The sequence below is a fragment of the Clostridium sp. 001 genome (assembly GCF_019056555.1).
GTDB classification, from domain to species: domain Bacteria; phylum Bacillota; class Clostridia; order Clostridiales; family Clostridiaceae; genus Clostridium_B; species Clostridium_B ragsdalei.
Window position 1 is genome coordinate 2,509,855 of the sequence record NZ_CP020473.1, and the last position, 18,383, is coordinate 2,528,237.

Genomic DNA, 18,383 nt, shown 5'->3' on the forward strand with positions numbered 1-18,383 from the left:
ATGAATATAATATATGGAGGTATAGAAGTTGGCACAAAAAAAGAGTTATAGTAGATATTTTATAATATTACAAGAAGATGAAAAAGGATACTCTTTAGCTTCTGACAAAATTGCTTCAGGATATGCAAAGTTGGAGATGAAAAATGATAAGTGTAAAATATCTTATTATGTACAAAATTTAAAAAAAGAAAAAACACCCTATTACATGATGTTAATATGTAATAAAAAAGATATAAAAAATATAATCAAAATTGGCGAAATGAACATAGATGATTATGGAAGAGCAGATATAAGTTATGAATATGCTGCAAATGATGTAGCAGGAAGTGGCATAGCTATGGATAAGGTGTCAGGAGCTGCTATAGTGAGAATGGTGGACGATAACATAATATCTGTAATGAGCGGGTTTGCAAGTACGGAAATACCTGAGTGGAAAGCATTTCCGGTATCTCAAAATAAGAGCAAAGATTTAGAAGAAACCAAAGTAAGTGAAGTAGAAAAATCAGAAAAAACTGAAGCAAAAAGTGTATTTGATCAGTATGAGGATATTATAGAGAAAGCCAAAAAAGACGAAGAAGAAGTTAAAGAAAATATAGAAATAGAAGAAAAAGATTCTTATAGAGAAGAACAAGAAGAAGAAAAAGAAGAGCAAGATGAATCTGAGGAAGCTAATGAACCGGAAAGTGAAGAAGAAAATAAAGAAGTTCAAGTAGATACGGAAGTGATGGAAGAAGAGATTATCGAAGATAACTCAAAATCTAATGTTACAGAAAAAAATGAAGACAGAAACATAAATTCTAAAGAAGACAGAAATAATGATAGCTCAATATATGTGGATGAATCCCGATTAAGATGCCATAAAAAATTAAACTTGAATAGATGTCAGGGAGAATGTGAAAAAGATAGTGTATCTAGAGGTTATCCTAAAGGTCCAGAAGGAAAATTTTTCATGCAGCTTATGAGTGGCTTTAAGGAAGTAAAAGACATCAATAAGGAATTAAAGAGGTGTGTATGGAATAAGGTACCTATAAGTTCTATGGATGACATGTATAATATTGCTGATTATAATAAATATTCTTATATATATTATCCTATGGTAGGGTATTATCCATATATAAAAAAATATAATTATTATTTAGCAGGGTATAAATGTGATAAAAATGGAAGGGTAAAATATTTGATATATGGAATTCCGGGAACTAAAAGCAGAACGGATCAGCCTTATGGAGGAAAATCTGGATTTGTTACATGGGTACCCCTAAAGGATAAAGACACGATGGGACATTGGCTTATGTTTTATGACTTTAGAGCAAATACTATAGTAATACCTGTTAGAAAGTAATATTGGTTACTTATTATGAGATTAATAGTGATAAATAAAAAAAAAATTGGGGTTACTATAATTATAATAGGACTTATGATAGTGCTTTTAGGACTTGAAAAAAATTTTGATATGAGGCTAAAGTTTACAGCTCTTATTCAAAATAATATGGAATCTCTTACTCAATATAAAGGACTGGAAGGCAGGCTGCTATATAAGTTGCCAGCACGATGGACTTGTAGAAATCAGGACACATTTGGAGATGAAATATTATATCATAGTGATTTTAAGAGCGATGATAACACCATAAATGGTTTTGTTGAAGTATGGAATTTAAAAGGTGACTTAAAATTATTTTTACAAAATAGCAAGAGTATATCCGAAAAACAAAATTTGTATAAAGAGTATTCTATAAAACAAATTTATATGAATGGTAGGAAAGGATATTTACTTAAGTATACAATTACAAAGGAAATCGGAGATAGTTATAAGTGTATAGAATACTTTACAGAAGAAGGAAAACAATTTTGCAGATTTTCTTTTTTTGTAAAAGAATCAAACTTCAAAGAAAATATGCCTACTATATTTGAGGTTATTGTTAAAACTTTAGAATATAATTAGAAAATATAAGGTTTATCCCCTTCAGGTTTATTATATGAAAGGGGATTTTTTTATACTAATTATGGTATAATAATCATAGATTTCATTAAGATAGAAAGGGGTGAGAATCCTTCGCTGTAGATTAGAATATATTTGTAAATATAATTTTTGCATATTGAATTCTTAAAAATTCTACAGTGGGTGAAAACATTGGATAAAACTATCAAAAGAAGATTAAATATATTTATAATATCCTGGATTTTAATACCTGTAACCTTATTGTGTGGATGTAGTAAATTGGATCAATTAAAAGTTAAGGCGGGTTTAAAAAATTCGGATTTTGAATATATGAAACAACAGGGAAAAGTTAAACAGATAATTATTCAAAATACAAGGGATCAGGGATTTAAATTTGTAGTTACTGATCAAAGTACCATTAAAAATTTGTATGATATACTATCTTCTGCTAAAAAAGTATCAAAAAAGTCATCATTGGATCCTGATTATGTATTCGAAATAGATGAAGGAAACAATAAAGTTCACAAGTTTAGTTATATAGCAGGACTTGATAAGAAAGACTTAGGAAATCTCTATAGCAAAGGTCAGGTATATATAGTATCAAATAGAATAGATAACGATATGATAAATAATTTTTGGAATACAAGGATGCCGCCAAGCGACTTTAAATCTGTGTACTATGGGTCCATAATGGATACATTAAATAAATGTTTTAGTGAAAAGGATAAAACTAAGAAAATAGGAATAAATTTAAAAGATGATATAGATGCCCAAAGATTTATACTTTCCACTGAACAGGAAGAATTTAAATCAGACCTTACTAGTAAATTTAAAAATGCAAACATTGGGAATAATGATGAAGATAATTATGATGTGTGGGTAACAATAAAGACAGAAGGTTATAAATCCACATTGTATAAAATGACTGTTACACTTTTTGATAGACAAAATCAAAGTGAGAAGGTTTATTATGTACAGGATACATACAGCAGTGGCGGATGGAACAAGAGCATATCGGAAAGTAAGCCTAATGGTTTTTAAAAATATAGGAAATGTTGCTTAAAATTTAATGTGGATTAACTATATAAAAGGAGGAGAAATGATTTGAGTAATTGCGATGGTTGTTCAAGTAAATCACAGTGCAGTAAAGATGATAAAGGTGGATGTAAATACATATCGCCTAAGTATGGAAACACAAAGCATATAATAGGTATTATGAGTGGAAAAGGTGGAGTAGGTAAGTCTACAGTTACGGGAATATTGGCATCAAAATTAAGAAATTCTGGATATAAGGTGGGAGTACTTGATGGAGATATAACAGGTCCATCTATGCCTAGATTTTTTGGAATAAATGATAAAAGGGCTGATATACTACAAGTGGGGGAAAGTGAAGAAATAAAGTTTTCTCCAGTAGAATCTTCTTCAGGAATAAAAGTTATATCCTTAAATCTTTTGACAGAAGAGGAAGAACAACCTGTTATATGGAGAGCACCCATGATAACAGGAGTGTTAAAACAGATGTATTCAGATACAAGTTGGGGAGAATTAGATTATTTGCTTATAGATATGCCTCCAGGTACCGGAGATGTAGCTCTTACTGTGATGCAGGAAATTCCAATGGAAGGTGTTATAATAGTATCTACTCCTCAGGACATGGTATCTATGATAGTAAAAAAAGTTGTTATAATGGCAGAAGACCTAAAGGTAAATATATTAGGTGTAGTAGAGAATATGTCCTATGTTAAATGTGGAAAATGTGGTGAAAAAGTAAGGCTATTTAGTGAAAATTCGGCGAAAGAACAAGCTGATTATCTTGGATTAGAACTTCTTGCTGAAATGCCAATAAATTCTGATTTGGTAAAAAATATGGAAGCTAAAAAGGCAGAAGAATACATATCAAACTCATTGGAATATAATGATTTGCTTAATAACTTTATAAAAAAATTAAAATAGAAATTAAATTATTATAATAAGCATTATTTTTGGAATAATATAAGGTGTACTTTAAAGTAACTAATTATATAGCGAGGAGTGAAAACTTGTTATTAATAACAGGAAAATAGTATGAAAGCTGTAGTTGATAAAGACACTTGTATAGGATGTGGGTTATGTCCAAGTATATGTCCAGAGGTTTTTCAGATGGATGATGATGAAAAAGCTAAGGCAATTGAAGATAATGTCCCAGGAGAAGCAGAGGACACTGCGAAGGAAGCAGAGGACAGTTGTCCTGTTTGTGCTATTAAGGTAAGCTAAGGAAAGGGGATTGTGTAAAAAATCTACACAATCCCCTAAACTTTCAAAACTATTTGCGATAAAAATGTACCACAGTTTTTCATACAGCATATCAATTAGGCTTAAAACAAAACTGGATGCTGTTTATACTTGTCATTTAATGTAACTTCCGATATGGGATGAATGTTTATTCTATCACCTATTCTAGAATCGAGTGGTAAATGAGTAGTCCCTATATTGGCAGTAGTACCATCCTGAAAACTTACAAGTGCGTCTGTAATATTCATATCAATTATTTTGCCGATCATGAAAGTCCTCCTAAAGATAAGATTATCTATGTTATTTTTATCTATATTATTAAATATTATTCCTAGAAATTTTATCTTATAGGTATTTGATGTATTTCAATTAAAAAGTGTGCTTTATAGGTTTTTATAGGTTTAAAGTAAAAATAAAGCTCAATTTATAAATTGCTTTTTTATATATGGCAAGGTATAATAATCAAGTCGTTTATACAATATATAGTAGTTGGGAGGAAAGTATATGCTACATGTTGTGAAAAGAGATGGTAGAAGGGTTCCCTTTGATTCCATTAAGATAACTAATGCCATAAAAGGATCTTGTGATGAAATAGGTTTTGATTTAAAAGAAAGTGAATTTATTGATCTAACTCAAAAAGTCACAGAAAATATAGAAAATCTTAATCTTAAGGAAGTAAATGTAGAAGATATACAGAATATAGTTGAAGAAGTACTTATGAAGAAAGGCTATGTTAAAATTGGTCTAGCTTATTCAAATTATAGAAGAGAGCGAAATGATATAAGAGAAATAAAGTCTGATCTTATGAAGGCTATTGATAAAATAGGAGTTCAAACAGACAGAGATAATGCAAATGTTGGAAATAACTTTAGTGCCAAGCTTTTGAGGATTGCCAGTGAGTCTAACAAATGGCATAATTTAGCTACCATGCCTAAACATTTAGCTAAGGCTCATGAAAATGGGGATATATATTATCATGACTTAGATTCTTATAATTTAACTGTAAATTGCCTTCACATACCAACAAAGGAAATGCTTTTAGATGGGTTTAATACAGGATATGGGAATATAAGAACTCCTAAGAGAATAGAATCGGCTGCAGAACTCTCTTGTATATTACTGCAGTCAGCACAGAATGATATGTTTGGTGGACAGTCCCATCCGGATTTTGACAATGATATGGGTATTTTTGTTGAACCTACAAGAAAAGAAATATTGAAGAACCTCAAGGAAATGGGAGTAGAAGAGGAAAAAATAAAGGATATTTCTGAAAAGAAATTGAGAAGAAGTATAGAACAGGCCATGCAGGGAATAATCTACAATCTTAATACCATGCATTCTAGGGCAGGATCACAGGTACCTTTTAGTTCACTAAATATAGGTATACCAACCTCAAAGGATGCAGCTCTTGTATGTGAAGTATTTTTGACAGAATATGAAAAAGGACTTGGAAGAGGAGAACAACCTATATTTCCTAATATAATATTTAGAGTTAAAAAAGGCGTAAATAAAAATCAAGAAGATCCTTATTATTATCTATTTAAAATTGCATGTAGGGTAGCTTCAAAGAGGATGAATCCTACTTTTATGAATTTAGATGCTGATTTTAATAAAGCATATTATGATAAAGGTGTAATACCTGCAACTATGGGATGCCGTACCTATGTCTGTTCAAATGTAAATGGAGATCCAGGAGTAAAGGGAAGAGGAAATATAGCTCCTGTTACTATTAATTTACCTAGACTTGGAATTTTATCTAAGGGAAATATAAATAAATTTTTTGGGTTGTTACAAGGAAAGTTAGAGTTAGCAAAAGAATCTTTAATGCATAGATATGGCATTTTAAAGAGACTCAGAGTTAAAGATTTACCTTTTGTAGCAGGTCAGAAACTTATGAAAGGTGCGGAGAACTTAAAGTCAGAAGATTCAATAGAACCAATATTGAAGCAGGGTACTTGGGCTATTGGGTTTATAGGACTTGCTGAAACATTAATTGCATTAACTGGTAAACACCACGGTGAGGATGAGAGTTCAAGAGAACTTGGAATAAAGATAATTACATATATAAGAAATTATACAGATAAGCTTATAGAGGAGACACATTTAAATTGGAGCTGCTATGCTACACCAGCTGAAGGATTAAGTGGAAAGTTTATAGTACATGATAAGAAGATATTTGGAGAAATACCTGGGGTTACAGACAAAGAGTATTATACTAATTCTTACCATATACCTGTAGGATATCCAATATCTATAAAAGATAAAATTGATATAGAGGCTCCTTATCACAAACTTTGTAATGGAGGCCACATAAGTTATATAGAAGTTGATGATTATCCATCAGAAGAAGTTGTTAAAAGTGTAATTGATTATGCCTATGATAATACAAATATAAGTTATATAGGGATAAACTTTCACATAAGATATTGTAAAGAATGTGGAACTTATATGCATGGGGAAGATGTCTGTCCTAAATGCGGAAGCAATAATATACAGGGTATATCAAGGGTTACAGGATATCTATCTTTGGATGAAAGATTTGGAGAAGGTAAGACAGCAGAAAGAAGGGATAGAATATCCCAGGGAAGCAACAAACATGTATATTGCTAAAGTAACTGTAATAGTAGTTAACTTAAATTTTACACATATGAAATTTTGACTTAATATAAGAAAATTGCGAAACAATTTTCTTAAAGAACAAAGAACAAAGTTCAAATATCAAATAAGGATAATTTTCTTCCTAACGTCAGAAAATATTAAAATTATAGATTTCCTGAGGTACGATGGAAATCATCTTTATCTGTTCTTTGTTATTTGAACTTTGTTATTTTTAAAAGGCTTTGCTTCGCAAAGTTTTTAAACTGCGAATTTGAGTAACTAGACCATATATAAGAAGGAGGAAAAATCAATGGGTGGCAAAAAAATTAGATTGGCAGGTATTGCTTACGAGAGCCTAGTTAATGGCCCTGGAATGAGACGGGTATTTTTTGCTCAGGGATGTAGACATAATTGTAAAGGATGTTTTAACCTATCTACCCATGACTTCAAAGGTGGTCAGCTAAAAGATATAGATAAACTGGTTTGCGATATTAAAGATAATCCTATGTTAAGTGGAGTTACATTTTCAGGTGGTGACCCATTTGAACAACCTGAAGAATTTGCATACATGGCTGCTAAAGTTAAAGAATTAAACTTAAATATATGGTGTTATACAGGATACACTTTTGAATCTATAGTTAATAGTTCAGATACGGCAAAGAAATGTCTTTTAAATAATGTAGATGTGCTAGTGGATGGAAAATTTGAAGAGAACAAAAAAGATACAAAATTAAAATTTAAAGGATCCAGTAATCAGAGAATTATTGACGTAAAGAAAAGTTTAGATTCCAATGATGTAGTAGTATTGACTTTTAGTTGAAAAACTTTAGCTAAATATATTATAATACTTCATGACGAGGAGTTGATAATATGAATAACAATTCGGAAATTGAAGTTTGCTCTTGTACTGAGATTCATAAGGATTGCATAGAATGTGTCAGAAAAAGTATGTTGGATGAGAAGACTTTTATGGATCTGTCAGCACTTTTTAAAGTACTGGGGGATTATACAAGAATTAAAATTATATATGCACTATTTAAAAAAGAATTATGTGTTTGTGATATTACAGAAATACTTCAAATGAGTCAGTCCGCAATATCTCATCAACTTAGAATTTTAAAGACTGCAAGGCTAGTTAAATTTAGGAGAGAGGGAAAGTCGGTGTATTATTCCCTAGACGATGAACATATAAATAAGTTGCTTAATGCAGGGTTAGAGCATGTAGAACATAATTAGAGTGTAGTAATATAGTGCTTCAAAACAAAAATAAACTTATACTCCGCATATTTTTACAACCACAAGCACGGCTAAATATTTTGATAAGTCTAGACAGAAAATTTATAAAAACCTAAGGACTTTTGAAAACTCGTACCTCAAACAATTTGAAAGTCCTAAGCTTTTTCACAAATTTTCTAACAAGACTTATACACAAAATATTTAAATGTGCTTGTTTAGTGTAAAAATATTTCTGCGTATAAGTTTATTTTTTTAGTTATGGACTTCTATAATAAAAACACAAATTTAAGAACTTTGTAAGTATATTCCTGTGTGCATGTCAAATTTTCACTTAGAAGCCCTATACAAACAAAAGGTTAATTTATCCGATCGCTACTATTGCTCCTCCCATCGCACACAGCGAAAGCCACTATCAGCAAATCAAAGATTTGGGATATCTGCTTTTCTTCAAAGTGGGGGGGATAAGCACTGCTACGGGCCTGGATAAGTTCTTCCCCTGAAGGATAACGTATTCTAAGTGCTAAAGCCACTAAGAATACTGTTAATAATGTTCAGATGGAGAAAAGGTATTCCTTATAAGCAAACTCTACCTGAACCTAACAATCACTTGATATTAGTAAGTTATTTAAAGTTAAGAATTTTAACTAGATTAAAATCTTCAGGTTTGTTATCTAGAGTTAATGTATTGCTTTCAATTCTTTCTGCATTTTTCATATATTTAAGGAATTTTTCTAATCCATCTAATTCAAAAGTTAACTGAGAAGTTTTATAATGCATTGGAATTACTATGTGGCTATTGATGGATTTTGCAAGCTCAGCAGCCTCTTTTCCATCTATAGTGAAATTTCCTCCTATGGGAATCAAAAGCACATCTATGGACCCTAAGCTTTTTATCTCTTCTGGAGATAATACGTATCCAACATCTCCAAGATGACATATCCTATAATCATCCATTTCAATGATAAATATTACATTTTCACCTCGTTTTGCACCTTTAACTTTGTCGTGATAAGAAGGTATGCCATAAATAGGTATGTCACATAGATTAAAAGAGCCTATTTTATTTATAATATGTTTGTAGTTTATCTTTTCCGTATAACAGTGATCAAAATGATTGTGGCTTATTGTAACTACATCAACATCTCCTTCAAAAACTTTATAGCCTACAGTTTTGTCAAAAGGATCTGTTAAAAGCTTTCTACCTTTTGAATCTTCAAATAAGAAACTTGAATGACCCAACCATCTTATTTTCATAGAATATCGCCCCTTTGTAAAATATGTTTTGATTATTTTGAATTAATATGTTAAAATAAAAACTTTTAATTACAAAATTCTTATTTTTTATACTATAATTATAATAGTATATGTTACACTAAGGCAATTATTCTGTTGAACGGGGGTTATTATTTGAAGATTACAAGAATTTATATGATGATATTATTAAGTCTTATATTTGTATTAATTGTGTTTGCAAAAGGAAATACTGTACATGCAATTAATTATAGTGGAATTACTATAGGAAATGATGTGGAAACCAATAAATCCTGGAATATAAAGTTCAACATGAAATTAGACCAAAGTACAGTAAATGATTCAAATATAGTGGTAACAGATAATACAGGAAATGCTGTCCCCATATCTTTGCAGCTTGAAAAGGATGGGATGGGTGTAGTAGTTACCCCTAAAAGTCAGTATGCATATGGTAAAACTTATAATTTAAGTGTAAAAAGTGGAGTGAAAGCTGTAAGTGGAAAAAACCTGTCCAGGGAGGCTAAAGTGCAATTTGGAGTAAAATCTAATCCAAGTTCTAATAACAAGTATACTGTTACAATTGATGCTGGCCATGGAGGAACTGATATAGGAAATGTAAGTGGATCAGGATTGAAAGAAAAAGATGTAGATTTGTCTGTGGCACTAAAGACTGGAAAAATATTAGAGCAAAATGGAGTAAACGTGGTTTATACCAGGAAAGATGATAATGTAACCTGGAATGATAGTACAAATTTACAAGCTCGTTTTGATATAGCAAATAACGCAAAATCAAATTTGTTTGTCAGCCTACATGTTAATTGTTATACGGAAAGTGCCTTGGTGAATGGAATAGAAACTTATTATAGAGTTTCAAATGATTCTGCTAAAAATACAGCAAATAATATTCAAAGTGACTTAATAAGTTATACAGGACTGTCTAACAGAGGAATTAAAGAAGGGACAGCTCAGCATAAAATACTGATGGGAACTACAGCACCAGCGGTTATGGTTGAACTTGGATTCATGACTAATCCTAAAGAAAGTCAATTAATTGGAAGTGAAGATTTCCAAAATAAAAGTGCATCGGCTATTGCAAATGGAATTTTAAAATCTTTACCATCTCTTCAGGAAGAAAGTACAGTAAACGTAAGTTCAATATCTAACTTATCAGATAGTATAATTGTAGGAAGTAAGTATTCTTTACCAACTAGTGTACAAGCTATTATGAGTGATGGAACTAGTAAAAAAGTAAGTATTGTATGGAATTCAAACACTGTTGATACTTCTAAAGCAGGTATATTTACATATAAGGGAACTGCAGCAGGATACAGTAAAACTGTAACATTTACTTTAACTGTAAAAGCAAAACAAGTAGTTCCAACACCAGTAACACCATCGAAAGGTGCGCCTGTAATAGTTATAGATCCTGGACATGGCGTAGGTAGTGATGTAGGTTCAAATGGAAACGGATTTCAAGAGGATGATGTAACTTTAAGTGTTGGCTTAAAAGTTGGGAAAATGCTGGAATCCAAGGGAGTCAAAGTAATTTATACTAGGACTACAGATGATCGAAAAACAACTCCTTTAACTGTCACTGAAAGTCTTCAAAGACGATGTGATACTGCAAACAATGCAGGTGCAAATTATATGATTTCAATTCATACCAATGCTTTTGATGATCCAGCTGCAGAAGGAACTGAAACACTGTATTATACAGGAAGTGTAAAGGGAGAGAAAATGGCAGAGGCTATACAAAAAAGTTTGTCTAGTACTCTTGGAACCTATAGCAGGGGACTTAAAGGTGGAAGCTGGCTTTATATAGCAAAGCATACTATTGCACCAACGGTTTTAACGGAGTTAGGCTTTCTTACTAATAAAAATGATGCGGGAATATTAGGAACTGATGAGGGTAGAAATAAAGCTGCACAGGCTATAGTAAGTGCTATATTACAGGTTTTAGGAATATAATACAAAAAAAATTGTCTAAAAAAATGTCAACTAATTTTGAAAATGTCCCAAAAAGTTTTAATTATTAGCACCAGCAATAGCTGGTGCTTTGTTAGGCTTATAACATTATTTTTAGGTATAGCAAACACATCTCTCAACTTAAAAATTTTTAAGTAAAAGGGTTTTTAGTTCTTTAAGCTATGTTTTCTTTTTGTCTATGAGCCTGTTTAGTGCAATAATGTTCAAATGAAGCCTGCTTCCATGGATGACTCATCGGTGGTATGTAGTGTTTCTTTGGAGCTTTTGAAGTCTTTGCAAGATCAAAATTTTTTGATGAAGGAACATGTTCTGGAAGCAATTCAAGTGCATAAACTTTTTCGTTTACACAAAAATATAGGTCATTGTTAAATGCCTTTATTACTACACCGCAGGTACCCTTATGGTAATATACTGGGTGACCATTAGCATCTACTGGAAGATAATATCCTTTATTGTATTTTACACAACTCCCATTGTCTACTTTCCTACTAGCAAGTACACCAAGAATTAAGTTAATTTTTTCAATATCAGGTTGCACTTCGAATACAGATTTGATATTATCAACAGGTAAAGCAAATTGAGCATTGAATTTTTTTATGTAGGAGTTTAAAAATTCATTTGCCTGCCCAATTGTGCTTATACCAGCTAAACGCAATTCGATCGGGAGTCTTGATTGCAGTGTTTGGAACATTCGTTCCACGCGTCCCTTGGCTTGGGGAACACTGCTTGTTTTAATCTGGATTCCTAGCTGCTTGCAGGCATAACCGAATTGAGTAAAAGTGTCCTCTTCAATAGAAGGGGATTTTTTCTTGTTATACTCAAAAACTGTACGCCTATCGGTGTAAAACATATAAGGAATACCGTAGGTTTTCAGTATTTGCTCAAGTACATGGTAATAGCCATTTAGGGTTTCCTGGGTATCGAAATAAGCACCTACAATATCACCTGTGGCATCATCTACAGCTATATGGAGCTGACTTTTTTCTCCACCAAACCAAGGATGAAGAGAAGCATCCATCTGAAGCATTTCTCCAAAGTAGGCACATCTGGGACGCCTAGGATGGGTATCTTCGATAGCAAGAATAGAACTTTGAATAACGCTAGCTTGCTTTTTTGACTTTGTAGATTTTTGCATATCTTTAAGTTTAGTGTGTAGAGCCTTCTTAGAAGAACGTTTTGCCTTAGGGGACAGGATGAATTCCTTCAAAAGGATGGAACTTATAGTGTTTGATGAAACTTTGATTCCTTCAAATTCTTCTAAGAGTTCTGAAAAATGAGTTAAATTGGTGCCTTCATATTTTGTTCGATATAAGTCAACAATAGTCTGTTTTATAGAATTATCTAAAGCATGGACAGGCTTTCTACCGCGATTCCCATGTATAAAAAAGGCTTTTCCCTGCTCCTTATACCCTTTAATCATTCTGTTAATGTGTCTAACAGTACAATTAATCTGTACAGCAGCTCTTTGCTTGTTACCATTACTCTCTACTAATTTTTTGATTATATTATACTTTGCATTCTCATTCATTGTTAAAACTACCTTTCTGATTTTGTCCACCTCACTTCTTAGTCATGAGGATTTATTATACTATAAACTTATTTATTTGGGACATAATCAAATGCGGTATACTAAGACATTATCACAATTCAATCATATAATACAAAAAAAATTGTCTAAAAAAATTGACAATAGAAAATTCATATAATATAATAAAAGGAAATTATACAGGTAGTAATTGAAAAACATTGAACAGGAAAAGTATTTAAGTTTGTTTTTATTTACAGAGAGTGGGGAAGTGCTGAAAACCCATAGAAAAGCTTAAAGAAAATCACCTGGGAGTTGAAGAATTGAACAGTATTTTTATAATTGCTTTAGTAAATTCTTACGTAATTCTACGTTACAGAATAGAGTATGGTAGTACTTAAATTTATTACCCATAGGTGGTACAGCGAGTTAAACTTCGTCCTATTTGGATGAAGTTTTTTTATTGTGTATTTTTTAGTTTAAAAATTATGTGGTGTATAAACATTGAAAAATAGTAAAAACTTAACAATGAGAATAGAAAGGGGTTAAATCCATGTATAAAAAAATTGATAGTGATAAAAGTTTTGTACAGATGGAAAAGGATGTTTTAAAATTATGGGAAGATAAAAAAGTAGTTGAAAAAAGTTTTAAAGAAAATGAGGATGGTGAATACTTCACTTTTTACGATGGACCTCCAACTGCAAATGGGAAACCTCATATAGGACACGTTCTAACTAGAGTTATGAAAGACCTCATACCAAGATATAAGGTTATGAAAGGATATAAAGTATTGAGAAAAGCAGGTTGGGATACACATGGACTTCCTGTTGAACTAGAAGTTGAAAAAAGTCTTGGAATTTCTGGAAAACCACAAATTGAAAAATACGGTGTAGAAGATTTTATAAAAAAATGTAAGAATAGTGTATTTACTTATGTAAGCCAATGGAAAGAAATGTCTGACAGGTTAGGATTTTGGGTAGACATGGATAATCCATATGTAACATATCACAATGATTACATAGAATCAGAATGGTGGGCACTCAAAAAAATATGGGAAAAAGATCTTTTATATAAAGGTCATAAAATAGTGCCATATTGTCCTAGATGCGGAACCGCACTTTCTTCACATGAAGTTTCTCAAGGATATAAAGATGTAAAAGAGACATCAGTATACGTTAAATTTAAAATTAAGGACCAAGATAAATACATGATAGCATGGACAACTACACCTTGGACACTTCCTAATAATATGGCATTAGCTGTAAATAAAAGCTATGATTATGTAGAAGTTCTTAATCAAGAACAACATTTAATATTAGCAGAAGCTATGTTAGAAAAGCTAGAGGGAGAATATGAAGTCTTAAGGAAATTCAAAGGAGAAGAATTAGTTGGACTTGATTATGAACCAATCTTCAATTTCGCATCCTTTGAAGGAAAAGCACATTATGTTGTTCATGCAGATTATGTAACATTAACAGAAGGTACTGGAATAGTTCATACAGCTCCTGCTTTTGGTGAAGATGATAGTATTACAGGGAAAAAATATAATATTCCTATGACAAATTCTGTAGATACTCAAGGAAGATATAAAGAAGAAGTTACTCCATGGAAAGGTCTTTTCGTAAAAGATGCTGATCCTAAAATAATAGAATATTTAAAAGAAAAAGGAATACTTTATAAGGCAGAAAAGTTTACTCACTCCTATCCATTCTGCTGGAGATGTGATACTCCACTTTTATATTATCCAAGAGACACTTGGTTTATAAGAATGTCTCAAATGAGAGATAAACTAGTTAAAAATACTAACGACACAAATTGGTATCCTGATAATATAAGAACTGGTAGGTTTGGAAACTTTGTTGAAGGAGTAATAGATTGGGGACTTAGCAGAGAAAGATATTGGGGGACACCTCTTCCAATATGGGAATGTGAATGTGGTCATAGAGAGTGCATAGGAAGTATTGAAGAATTGAAGGAAAAAGGAATAAATGTACCAGATGATATAGAGCTTCATAAACCTTATATAGATAGAGTTAAATTAAAGTGTCCTCATTGTGGAAAAGAAATGAAGAGAGTATCAGAAGTAATTGATTGCTGGTTTGATTCAGGTTCAATGCCTTTTGCACAGCATCATTATCCTTTTGAGAATAAAGAAGTTTTTGAGAAAAATTTCCCTGCACAATTTATATCTGAGGCAGTAGACCAGACTAGAGGATGGTTCTATACGCTTATGGCTATATCTACTGTATTGTTTGATAGAAGCCCATTTGAAAACTGTGTGGTTCTAGGACACGTTTTGGATAAACATGGACTAAAAATGTCAAAGCATAAAGGAAATGTTTTAAGTCCTTCTACTATTTTGGAAAATGAAGGAGCAGATGCAGCTAGATGGTATTTCTATACTGAAAGTGCACCTTGGCTTCCATCTAGATTTTATGAAGAAGCAGTACAGGATAGTCAGAGAAAATTCCTAGGTACCCTATGGAATGTATATTCTTTTTATGTGCTTTATGCAGATTTAGATAATTTTAACCCTATGGACTATAAAGATTTTGTAAGCGAAAATGTAATGGATAAGTGGATAATCTCCAAGTTGAATTCTCTTATAAAGCAAACTGAAGATCACTTAGATAATTATAGAATTACTCAAGCTGCTCAGAATATAGGAAACTTTGTAGATGAACTTTCAAACTGGTATGTAAGAAGAAATAGGTCAAGATTCTGGAGCCAAAAGTTAACGGATGATAAAATAGGAGCATATTTAACTTTATATAAAGTATTAAATACTTTATGTCTGGTAGCTGCACCATTTGTACCATTTATAACAGAAGAAATTTATCAAAATCTTGTTGTAAATCTTGATAAGGATGCAGTAGAAAGCTTACATTTGTGTAAGTGGCCGGAGTACGATTCAAATGTAGTAGATGCTAAGCTTGAAGAGGATATGGAAGAAGCTTATAAGATAGTTAAACTTGGAAGAAGTGCTAGAAATAGTGCTAATATAAAAAATAGGCAGCCTCTTTCAGAAATGCTTATAAGCGTAAATACTCTTCCTGAATATTATGGAGATATAATAAGAGATGAATTAAATATTAAAAAGATAGTTTTCAATGCAGATTTATCAAAGTATGTTAACTTTAGTATAAAACCAAATTTACCTGTGCTAGGTAAAAAGTATGGTAAATTAATACCAAAAATAAAGAATGAAATATCATCCATGAATCAAATGGAATTGGCACAAAAGATAAATGACAAGGAAACTGTAAAAATAAATATAGCAGAATCAGAAATAGAGCTAAATTCAGAGAACTTACTTATTACAATGGAAGGCTTAGAGGGATTTGCCTTTGCAGGAGAAGGAAGTACAGGAATTGTTTTAGAAACTACAATTACAGAAGAACTTAGAGAAGAAGGAAATTTGAGAGAAATTTTAAGTAAAGTTCAAAATATGAGAAAAGAAAGTGGTTTCGAAGTTGCAGATAAGATAAATCTATATGTTTCAGGTAATGAAAAACTTGAAGCTATAGTGAAAAAATTTGATGAAAGAATAAAAAAGGAAACTCTTTCTATGGATGTTATTTATAATGCCAATAGAAAATATAATAATTGTAACATTAATGGAGAAAAACTAAATATTGCAATGGAAGTAGTAAATAAATAGAGCAGTTAGTAAAATATGATAATCACTAATTTTAAATAGATATTTATTTTAAAATTAGTGATTAGTTTTAATTGGATATATTAAATATTGTAAATTAGCTTGTAATAAGTTAGGTTTATAAGTATAATTATAAAAAAAGTAATTGGTAGGTGATAAGGTGGCAGCATCAATTAAAGACGTTGCTAGAGAGGCAGGGGTTTCAATAGCTACAGTGTCTAGAGTACTTAATGATGTAGACGTTGTAAATGAAGAAACTAAAAAAAAGGTTTTAGTAGCTATTGAAAAACTAGGTTATAGGCCCAATATAGTAGCAAGAAGTCTTAAAACTCAAAGAACAAGAACTATAGGGATAATAATCCCGGATATATCTAATCAGTTTTATCCTGAAATTGTAAGAGGAGCTGAAGATGTAGCAAATATATATGATTATAATATAATGTTATGCAATACTGATTTAGATATAGAAAAAGAAATGGAATATTTAAAGGTTCTGAAAGAGAAGATGGTAGATGGGGTTTTATATATGAGTAATTCCTTAGAACCAAAAATATTGGATCTCATAAAACAACTTCAGCTTCCAATGGTTTTAGTAGAAACTACAAATGAAAAAGAAAGTATACCTAGCGTAACTATTGACAATGAAAAAGCTGCATATGAAGGTGTAACTTATTTGATAAAAAATGGCAATAAGAATATAGCTTACATAGGCGAAAATACAGATATGGCAAATGCTAGTGCTGTAAGGTACAAGGGGTACAGAAAGGCTCTTGAGGAAAATAACCTTGAATTAGACAAAAGTAAGGTTTATTTTGGAAATGTTAAAGCAAAAGATGGTTATAAGGGAATGAGTGAAATACTCAGTAAAACTAAAGTAGATTCAGTATTTTGTACCAGTGATGAGGTGGCTATGGGTGCTATAAATGCACTTAGAGATAATAATATTAGGGTGCCTGAAGATGTGGATGTAATGGGATTTGGCAATATATATTCTGCCTCCATATTTTATCCTAAGTTAACAACTGTAGCACAACCTACTTACGACATGGGATCTGTTGGCATGAGGATGCTCATAAAATTAATAAATAAACAAGAATTCGAAAAAAAGAACTATGTATTGTCACATAAATTGATTGAGAGGGATTCCTGTAAAAAGTAATTTTATTTAGGACAAAAATTTATTTATAAAAAGTTAATACAAAAGTATTACATGATAATATATAATTATAATCAAAAAATATATATTATAGGGAAAGGGAAACATAATGGTAGAAAAAATAATTGAAATAGTTATTTTTGTCTTAGATAAAACGGGATATATAGGCACGTTTGCAGCTATGGCCCTTGAGAGCGCCTGTATACCTATTCCAAGTGAAGCTATACTGCCATTTGGAGGATACCTAAGTTATACGGGAAGACTAAGTTTACCTCTTGTTATAATAGTTGGTACATTAGGAGGTACAGTAGGCTCTTTAGCTGCATATTATATTGGAAAAATAGGTGGAAGACCTTTAGTTGAAAAATATGCAAAAAAACTCAGATTATCTAGGTCCCATATTGAAAAAAGCGATTATTATTTTAGCAAATATGGAGAAAAAATAGTGTTTTTTTCTCGACTATTACCTATAATCAGAACTTTTATTTCTCTTCCTGCAGGGATAAGTAAAATGGAAGTTAAAAAATTTATAATTTACACTTTACTTGGATCTTCTATATGGAGTATTATTTTAGGATACGCAGGTTATAAAATGGGAGAAAAATGGACGATTATAAGACAATGGTTTCATTTTGCAGATATAGCATTAGTTGTCTTTATAGTTTTATTTATATTGTATAAGTTAGTGTATAAAAAAATAAATAGGAAAAACTCTTAGATGCAATTTAAGAAATAAAAAAAATTCAGTGAAAATATATTTCAC

At 31.3% G+C, this 18,383-nt stretch carries 15 protein-coding genes and 1 other annotated feature; of the genes, 12 read left to right on the top strand and 3 right to left on the bottom strand.

The features are described from left to right. Positions 1-28: 28 nt before the first annotated feature. From B5S50_RS11735 to B5S50_RS11755, 5 genes are all read left to right on the top strand, one after another. Positions 29-1,342, top strand: coding sequence for a hypothetical protein (locus B5S50_RS11735; protein ID WP_217301894.1), 1,314 nt, complete (start codon positions 29-31; stop codon positions 1,340-1,342). 27 nt (positions 1,343-1,369) lie between these two features. Next, positions 1,370-1,942, top strand: a complete 573-nt coding sequence (locus B5S50_RS11740; protein WP_242872148.1) for a hypothetical protein — start codon at positions 1,370-1,372, stop codon at positions 1,940-1,942. A 180-nt stretch (positions 1,943-2,122) separates the two neighbouring features. Next, the gene (locus B5S50_RS11745) at positions 2,123-2,980 is read left to right on the top strand and encodes a hypothetical protein (protein WP_242872149.1); all 858 of its coding nucleotides are present in this window, start codon (positions 2,123-2,125) and stop codon (positions 2,978-2,980) included. A 63-nt stretch (positions 2,981-3,043) separates the two neighbouring features. Then, positions 3,044-3,892: an Mrp/NBP35 family ATP-binding protein gene (locus B5S50_RS11750; RefSeq protein WP_065078919.1), complete on the top strand. Its 849-nt coding sequence runs from the start codon at positions 3,044-3,046 to the stop codon at positions 3,890-3,892. A 111-nt stretch (positions 3,893-4,003) separates the two neighbouring features. Further along, the gene (locus B5S50_RS11755) at positions 4,004-4,192 is read left to right on the top strand and encodes a ferredoxin (protein ID WP_065078920.1); all 189 of its coding nucleotides are present in this window, start codon (positions 4,004-4,006) and stop codon (positions 4,190-4,192) included. A 101-nt stretch (positions 4,193-4,293) separates the two neighbouring features. Here the strand turns inward: B5S50_RS11755 and B5S50_RS11760 are convergent, their stop codons facing one another. Then, positions 4,294-4,479, bottom strand: a complete 186-nt coding sequence (locus B5S50_RS11760; protein ID WP_065078921.1) for a hypothetical protein — start codon at positions 4,477-4,479, stop codon at positions 4,294-4,296. A gap of 235 nt (positions 4,480-4,714) precedes the next feature. Between B5S50_RS11760 and B5S50_RS11765 the strand changes: the two genes are divergently transcribed. From B5S50_RS11765 to B5S50_RS11775, 3 genes are all read left to right on the top strand, one after another. Continuing rightward, positions 4,715-6,820, top strand: coding sequence for an anaerobic ribonucleoside triphosphate reductase (locus tag B5S50_RS11765; protein WP_065078922.1), 2,106 nt, complete (start codon positions 4,715-4,717; stop codon positions 6,818-6,820). Between the two features lie 298 nt (positions 6,821-7,118). Continuing rightward, positions 7,119-7,628 (top strand): anaerobic ribonucleoside-triphosphate reductase activating protein, encoded by a 510-nt coding sequence (gene nrdG / locus B5S50_RS11770; protein WP_217301895.1) that lies wholly within the window; start codon positions 7,119-7,121, stop codon positions 7,626-7,628. Positions 7,629-7,678: 50 nt separating this feature from the next. Beyond that, positions 7,679-8,044 carry a helix-turn-helix transcriptional regulator gene (locus tag B5S50_RS11775; RefSeq protein WP_063555512.1) on the top strand — a complete coding sequence of 122 codons (366 nt, stop codon included), beginning with the start codon at positions 7,679-7,681 and terminating at the stop codon, positions 8,042-8,044. Positions 8,045-8,665: 621 nt separating this feature from the next. On the opposite strand, the gene B5S50_RS11780 is transcribed toward B5S50_RS11775, so the two are convergent. Continuing rightward, a complete protein-coding gene (locus tag B5S50_RS11780) occupies positions 8,666-9,298 on the bottom strand; it encodes an MBL fold metallo-hydrolase (RefSeq protein WP_065078924.1) in 633 nt (210 codons plus the stop codon). A gap of 153 nt (positions 9,299-9,451) precedes the next feature. On the opposite strand from B5S50_RS11780, the gene B5S50_RS11785 reads away from it, so the two are divergent. Next, positions 9,452-11,263 (top strand): N-acetylmuramoyl-L-alanine amidase, encoded by a 1,812-nt coding sequence (locus B5S50_RS11785; protein ID WP_217301896.1) that lies wholly within the window; start codon positions 9,452-9,454, stop codon positions 11,261-11,263. A gap of 172 nt (positions 11,264-11,435) precedes the next feature. Here the strand turns inward: B5S50_RS11785 and B5S50_RS11790 are convergent, their stop codons facing one another. Then, positions 11,436-12,809, bottom strand: coding sequence for an ISNCY family transposase (locus B5S50_RS11790; RefSeq protein WP_217301897.1), 1,374 nt, complete (start codon positions 12,807-12,809; stop codon positions 11,436-11,438). A gap of 209 nt (positions 12,810-13,018) precedes the next feature. Then, positions 13,019-13,253, top strand: a binding site (T-box leader). Positions 13,254-13,359: 106 nt separating this feature from the next. Here B5S50_RS11790 and ileS point away from each other — a divergent pair. The 3 genes from ileS to B5S50_RS11805 all read left to right on the top strand — a co-directional run bounded on the left by ileS (position 13,360) and on the right by B5S50_RS11805 (position 18,338). Beyond that, a complete protein-coding gene (gene ileS, locus B5S50_RS11795; RefSeq protein WP_065078926.1) occupies positions 13,360-16,467 on the top strand; it encodes an isoleucine--tRNA ligase in 3,108 nt (1,035 codons plus the stop codon). 157 nt (positions 16,468-16,624) lie between these two features. After that, entirely contained in the window at positions 16,625-17,623 is a 999-nt protein-coding gene (locus tag B5S50_RS11800; protein ID WP_065078927.1) for a LacI family DNA-binding transcriptional regulator, read from the top strand. Positions 17,624-17,729: 106 nt separating this feature from the next. Continuing rightward, a complete protein-coding gene (locus tag B5S50_RS11805) occupies positions 17,730-18,338 on the top strand; it encodes a DedA family protein (RefSeq protein WP_217301898.1) in 609 nt (202 codons plus the stop codon). Positions 18,339-18,383 lie beyond the last annotated feature (45 nt).